Origin of the sequence: Dolichospermum sp. LEGE 00240, assembly GCF_015207875.1 — a bacterium.
Classification (GTDB): Bacteria; Cyanobacteriota; Cyanobacteriia; order Cyanobacteriales; family Nostocaceae; genus Dolichospermum; species Dolichospermum gracile.
This window is the reverse complement of record NZ_JADEVZ010000069.1, coordinates 21,728-27,867: the sequence shown is the minus strand read 5'-3', so window position 1 is coordinate 27,867 and position 6,140 is coordinate 21,728. Positions and strand designations below refer to the sequence as shown.

6 protein-coding genes are annotated in these 6,140 nt (G+C 40.6%); 2 read left to right on the top strand and 4 right to left on the bottom strand.

Annotated elements, in window-relative coordinates; all coding sequences use genetic code 11:
* The first annotated feature begins 58 nt into the window (after positions 1-58).
* A complete protein-coding gene (locus tag IQ226_RS19365) occupies positions 59-442 on the top strand; it encodes a hypothetical protein (protein WP_193898073.1) in 384 nt (127 codons plus the stop codon).
* Positions 443-493: 51 nt separating this feature from the next.
* Here the strand turns inward: IQ226_RS19365 and IQ226_RS19360 are convergent, their stop codons facing one another.
* Positions 494-1,363, bottom strand: a complete 870-nt coding sequence (locus tag IQ226_RS19360) for a CPBP family intramembrane glutamic endopeptidase (RefSeq protein ID WP_193898067.1) — start codon at positions 1,361-1,363, stop codon at positions 494-496.
* 196 nt (positions 1,364-1,559) lie between these two features.
* Positions 1,560-1,985 carry an AbrB family transcriptional regulator gene (locus IQ226_RS19355; protein WP_193898065.1) on the bottom strand — a complete coding sequence of 142 codons (426 nt, stop codon included), beginning with the start codon at positions 1,983-1,985 and terminating at the stop codon, positions 1,560-1,562.
* Positions 1,986-3,268: 1,283 nt separating this feature from the next.
* Between IQ226_RS19355 and IQ226_RS19350 the strand changes: the two genes are divergently transcribed.
* Complete coding sequence (locus tag IQ226_RS19350) at positions 3,269-4,264, top strand: succinate dehydrogenase/fumarate reductase iron-sulfur subunit (RefSeq protein WP_193898063.1); 996 nt, start codon at positions 3,269-3,271, stop codon at positions 4,262-4,264.
* Between the two features lie 54 nt (positions 4,265-4,318).
* On the opposite strand, the gene IQ226_RS19345 is transcribed toward IQ226_RS19350, so the two are convergent.
* Positions 4,319-4,843: a PD40 domain-containing protein gene (locus IQ226_RS19345; RefSeq protein WP_193898062.1), complete on the bottom strand. Its 525-nt coding sequence runs from the start codon at positions 4,841-4,843 to the stop codon at positions 4,319-4,321.
* Between the two features lie 231 nt (positions 4,844-5,074).
* Positions 5,075-6,112: a c-type cytochrome biogenesis protein CcsB gene (gene ccsB / locus IQ226_RS19340; protein WP_193898060.1), complete on the bottom strand. Its 1,038-nt coding sequence runs from the start codon at positions 6,110-6,112 to the stop codon at positions 5,075-5,077.
* Positions 6,113-6,140 lie beyond the last annotated feature (28 nt).

Genomic DNA, 6,140 nt, shown 5'->3' with positions numbered 1-6,140 from the left:
GGGCAGGGGAGAAAATTTTTTCTACGAACAACTGACCAATTACCAATTACCAATTACTATGCTAGGTACATTTCAACAAAGCCAAATCCGCATTGAAGTTACAGCATCAGCCGATGCCATTCATGACAGTATTTTGCATCCTTCTCAACTAAAAAAATGGCTATTGGGGCTAAGTTTTCCCCCAGAGATGCCCACAGAATTACCACCAGGATTTGAGTTCACCACCTGGAGTGGACCCGTCTCCATTCATCACCGAGTAGACGTAGTAAAACCCAATTGTTTGCGCTTACTACTCAGTGGAGGCATTGACGGCTTTCACGAATGGTACTGGGGCGAAGGCTGGGTCCAATCCCGCCTAGAAGGCATATCCATGTTACCCCTAAACTTAGGACAAACCCTGAGTTTAGTCAGCCTACGGCAATTCTTAACCGCAACCAAGTAATTTTCATATTCTTTGCGCCTTTGCCTCTTTGCGACTTTGCGCGAAAAAATACTAATTAACAATTCCAGGGACCCATAAAAGCACTCCTCCCGTCGCCAAAACGCAGATAATTCCTGTCAACCCCGCGAGGGGTTTTTTATTGATCCCTGTCACCCATGTAGGAACTTGATCTGTGTAGGTAATTAATCCCGCTGTATCTATGGTAGCGATCGCCCATACCCAACCAGCATGAAGTCCCCAAGCAATCCCTAAACCATTGCCATCAGCTAATCTGGCTAATACTAAGACCATACCCATTAACCATAATCCCGGCAATTGAGGCAGAGTTTCTTTTTGTTCCCATACCAAATGTAAGACAGCAAAAACCAAGCTAGAAATAATTGCTGCTAACCAAATTGAAAAATTTTGTTGTAACTGAGTGAATAAAAAGCCCCGAAATACAAGTTCTTCTATTCCCCCCACAAACAAAGCCACTAGGGAAATTGTCAATAAACTAGATGGGATTACCTTGATCTGAGATTTTTCTAAGTAGCACCAACCGGCGCAAATTTGCCCAAAGAATACTATAGCTAGACTGAAAACACCCAAGCTAAAACCCAGTAATAAAGAACCAAAAATAGAAACTTTCCCCACTAATCCATAATCAGGGAAAGAACCCAATTCCAACCATTGAAATCCCCAGAGAATTAGCGGCACTAATAAATAGAGAGATACTAATAAAGGAATTTTTTGCTCTGGTTGTAAAGATTTGTGTATTTGCCAATTCAAGGTAATGGCTAAAACTGCTACCAATGGCAACCAGCAACCTATCCAAACAATAAAAAAAGCCATGACCAAAAATACTGGCGTATCTTTGAGAAACTCCAGTAAAGTATGGACTGATGATTCTAAAAATGACAGTGGAATAGACATAAAAAACATGACTAACTTCCTGCAACAACAGATTTCTTGATGAATAATCAAGACTCTACTAGAATTTGTGACTCATGGAAGAGGTCAAAACGTTTTTATGTCTGATCCCACTGCAATTATTTAACTACGGCTACTAATTAGCGGTAGCTTTAGGGATAAATTCATCAGAACCTACCTCAAACTTATCCCTGATAGGTGAAAAAATTTATTCTTCTGCGTCTGATTCATCAGCATCATCATCAGACTGGATCAACTTTTTATCACTTTCACCAAGCTGAATCAAGTGAATATGTTTGTAACCGAGTCTAATTTCAAATTCGTCACCGGGTTCTAGGTTCATCGCTTTGGTGTAGGTTGCACCGATCACAATTTGACCATTTTGATGAACACTGACCCGGTATGTCGGTTCGCGGCCACGTCCATCTTTTGGTGCTTCTGGGCTGAGGGGAATGCCTCTAGCTGACAATAAAGCATCATAAAAGTCTGTTAAATTAACCCGAACTTGGCTATTTTTAGTAATGGTGTAATAACCACATTGCTTTGCTCTTTCCCGACGGGGTAAGGTGGAAAGTTCTTTAACTTTCGCCAGCAATGTTTTTCCTGTTAATGGGGCAGTTGCAGTTTCGGTCATTATGCTCTAATTTTCCTTAATCTCTTCAAATTTATAGCGTAGCATGGACTTAGCCATTTCAGAATTTTCTTGTGTGTCTAGTATTGAGCAATCAGCGCAACTGGACTTCAGAAATCAACAAAACATGAGGGTGATGGGTGAATTCCTGCTGATATAGCGGCAACAGAAGACTCTATTATAGTTGTCCATAATAGGGTTATAAGTCATAGTTGCCACAGACATTTATTTCAGTAATTTTACGGCGTTTTTAACCATCATTGGCCATCGGAAATTAAATTATTTTCTCTTTGGTCACTGTTGTAACGGTGTAACTTCAAGCCACCTTTACAAGTCAGGTTAGTTCTACTCCAAAAAAGATAAAGCAGCCCGGCCTTGGGGTTTCCCAAAATAGAGGAACTGCCGCGTAGAGCCAATAAATTACAGGTTTTTCACATTCAGTGCTGCTCTCCCTTGCCTTTGAGTTACAGGACTAAAGACAGCATTTATGATTTGTATGTGGTCTGACGGACATACACCCTTTTATTTTGCCAGTAGAGACATAAATTTTCTAGTCTCTACATTACGAATAAACCAAAGAAGTGTTAGCCGTGCTTATGCGGCTATTGTGATTTTGTTGGTTCGTAATTTTCTATTAAATACTAGCATGAAATAATAATAGCAAAATATTTTTTAAATTTATTTTAAATTTAAAATTCATTTGACAACTAAATTTTGATCTAGATCCCTGGGGTTGAGCAGCTAAAGTACAGTAGAGATTTTCCTCAAGCTTGATACTGTCGTGAGGATGATGCCAGGACTTTTATAAAAGTTAATCTAATTTAGATGTGCTTTCGGTGAGTGAGTCAGTTAAATTCTAGAGTTTCTATGGCTTCACCACAGGAGCTATTTGGGACTATAAACAAAAACCGGGGTGAAAAATCCCTGCTGTTAATCATTATGAGATTCAAAACTGTGATAGCGAAGCGCTCCGCAGGAATCAGATTATCTACGTCTGTCTAGGGGAAGAATAAATTTACCATATCTATGGGCTATTTGATAGCCACTCTTCTGAGATGTTCACTGGCTTTAACACTTATATATATTTAAGGATGTAGAATTTTGATAACTAGGGCTTGACGAAAGAAGTATTAAGTGTAAAGGATCAATGGTGAAGGCTGCCGTCAACTCAAGCGTGAGAGAAAATCTATGTTTATACTTTACGCTTCATCCTTCCCTAGCTTCATGATTTTTGAGGTAGGTAAGGTAAGAGAGAAGATTTGAACCCCAGATTTGGATTGATCATCATGGAAGTTATTTTTAAGATTACTCGACAAGAAGAAAATTCTCCCCCTGTTTTCAAGTCTTATATTTTGAAGGTAGAACCAGGGAATACTATCCTGGATTGTCTGAATCAGATTAAGTGGGAACAAGATGGAACTTTAGCATTTCGCAAAAATTGCCGCAATACAATTTGCGGTAGTTGCGCTGTGCGGATTAATGGGCGTTCTGCTTTGGCTTGTAAGGAGAATGTGGGGAGTGAACTGGCTAGACTGGAGAAAATATCATCATCTGCAAATCAGCCGCAAACTACTCCAGAAATTACAGTTGCACCTTTGGGGAATATGCCTGTAATTAAAGATTTGGTTGTGGATATGAATGGTTTTTGGCGTAATTTGGAGACGGTTGCTCCTTATGTGAGTACCGCAGGTAGACAAGTTCCTGAAAGGGAGTTCTTGCAAACGCCACAAGAGCGATCGCTTCTTGATCAAACGGGCAATTGTATTATGTGTGGAGCTTGTTATTCTGAATGTAATGCTGTGGAGGTCAATCCTGATTTTGTTGGTCCCCATGCTTTGGCTAAGGCATATCGCATGGTAGCAGATTCCCGCGATGGTAATACAGAAGAAAGATTAGAAACCTATAGTACGGGAACTCAAGGGGTTTGGGGTTGTACTCGTTGTCTTTATTGTGATGCGGTTTGTCCGATGGAAGTTGCCCCTTTAGAGCAAATTACGAAAATTAAACAGGAAATTCTGGAGCAAAAACAAGCTGATGACAGTCGAGCAATTCGTCATCGTCAGGTTTTGGTGGATTTGGTTAAACAAGGTGGTTGGATTGATGAACGTCAATTTGGTTTGCAAGTGGTTGGTAATTATTTCCGCGATTTGCAAGGGTTACTCAGTCTTGCACCTTTGGGGTTAAGAATGCTAGTTAGAGGTAAATTTCCTCTTGCTTTTGAACCTTCTGAGGGGACTGAGGAAGTGCGATCGCTCATCAATTCTATACAGAAAATTGATTAATTGATTGTGAGTTAATAAGTTATGGGCGCAGACCCTGCGCCCCTACCTCCTCGATTAAGTTGGATCTTGGGGGATATTTAATTTTCGTCCAAATCGGTCATACACTAAAATGTCCCATTGTCCATTGTTACTGTACTCAAAGGCGATTCTATTACCATCACTACTAATTGTGGGATTGCGGACTTCTCCTGGGAGATCACCTGTTAAATTTCGTGATTGACGCACATCTCGATCATAAAAAATAATTTGTGTTCGTCCTTGACGACTGGCAGCAAAGACAATAAATTTACCATTGTCAGAAGCCGCAGGATGGGAAGCAATTGTATCAAAGGAATTTAAACCGGGTAAGTCTACTAAATTACGAGTCACTGTATCAAACATATATATATCTTGACTGCCTCGGCGATCGCTCGTAAATACTATATATCTCCCAGAAATTTGCGGATTTAACTCAGACGAGAAACTATTTAAACTCCTTCCCCCGGAATCAAATGGGTAACTGAGTAAGCGCGGGTAGCCAAAACATCCAGTTAACAGAGTTGAGCATAAAACTAAAATTATTGATAATTTATAATTCATAAGAATATATTGTTGAATATAACCAAATCGTAAATTTAATGGGGTCTGAAGCCCGGTTAGGAACGCAAATTTAATAACCTACAATTCTTATTTAACCTGGAATGGTGCGTTACGCTGTCGCTAACACACCCTACTCTTGTTTCTTCTTCTTCCTCCTGACTCCTGACTCCTGACTCCTATTCGATAAAAAAATTCCCCCTCTCAAAAGAAAAGGGAGAAATAAAAATGTACTTACAAAAACCAACCGTAAGAATGTAAACCCTTACCGAGAAGATTTACACCCAGGTAACAAATCCAAACGACAACAAATCCAGCAGCGGCTAAAATTGCCGGTTTTCGACCTTGCCAACCGCGAGTTATTCGAGAATGTAGGTAAGCTGCAAAAACTAACCAAGTAATTAACGCCCAAGTTTCCTTGGGGTCCCAACTCCAATAAGAACCCCAGGCTTCATTAGCCCACACCCCACCGGCGATAATCCCAATTGTGAGGAGAGGAAATCCTAAGCCAATGATGCGATAACTGATATTATCCAGGGTTTCAGCTAGATTAAGACGTTGAGGTGAGAGGATTTCCGCAGTTTGCATGGGGGTAGTTGTGACTAAATCTAAAACCGCAGTCCCATTTCCATTGTTATTACTTTCAACGCGAGAAAAACCATTAGTTTCCGCAGCGGGTGTGGATGTAACTAACTCACCAGCTTTCAGTAATTTATAACCATTACTCCGATAACCGCCATTACCAACGGAACTACCTTGTAATTGGATATTTTGTCCGCGAGTTACAATTAAAAAGGCGATCGCTAATAATGCACCTACCATCAAAGCGGAATAACTCAACATCATGACACTGACGTGCATCATCAGCCAATTAGATTTTAAAGCAGGAACTAAAGGCTCTGAGACTTGCATATTGGATGGTAAAGTCAATGTCGCAAAGGCTGTAATTCCCATCGCTACAGGTGCAGTGACAACTCCTACCAAACGGCTACGACTGCTATTTTCGGCAATTAAATGGACAGCGGTAATTCCCCAGGTCAGGAAAAATAAAGACTCGTAGAGATTACTGAGGGGAAAATAACCCGCTTCAATCCATCTTGCTCCTAATAGAGTCGCCATAGACAAATTAGCGATCGCCATTCCGGCAGTTCCCAAAGCCGCTGTCACCGATAAATTCGGAAAAGCTGCCCCCACCCAATAAACTAACATTGTACAGAATAAGACAGCAAAAGAGGCATTATCTAGCCAGTTCTGGAGTACAACCAGATTCATAAGCACTTCTCTCCAGTGGATGCTTGAA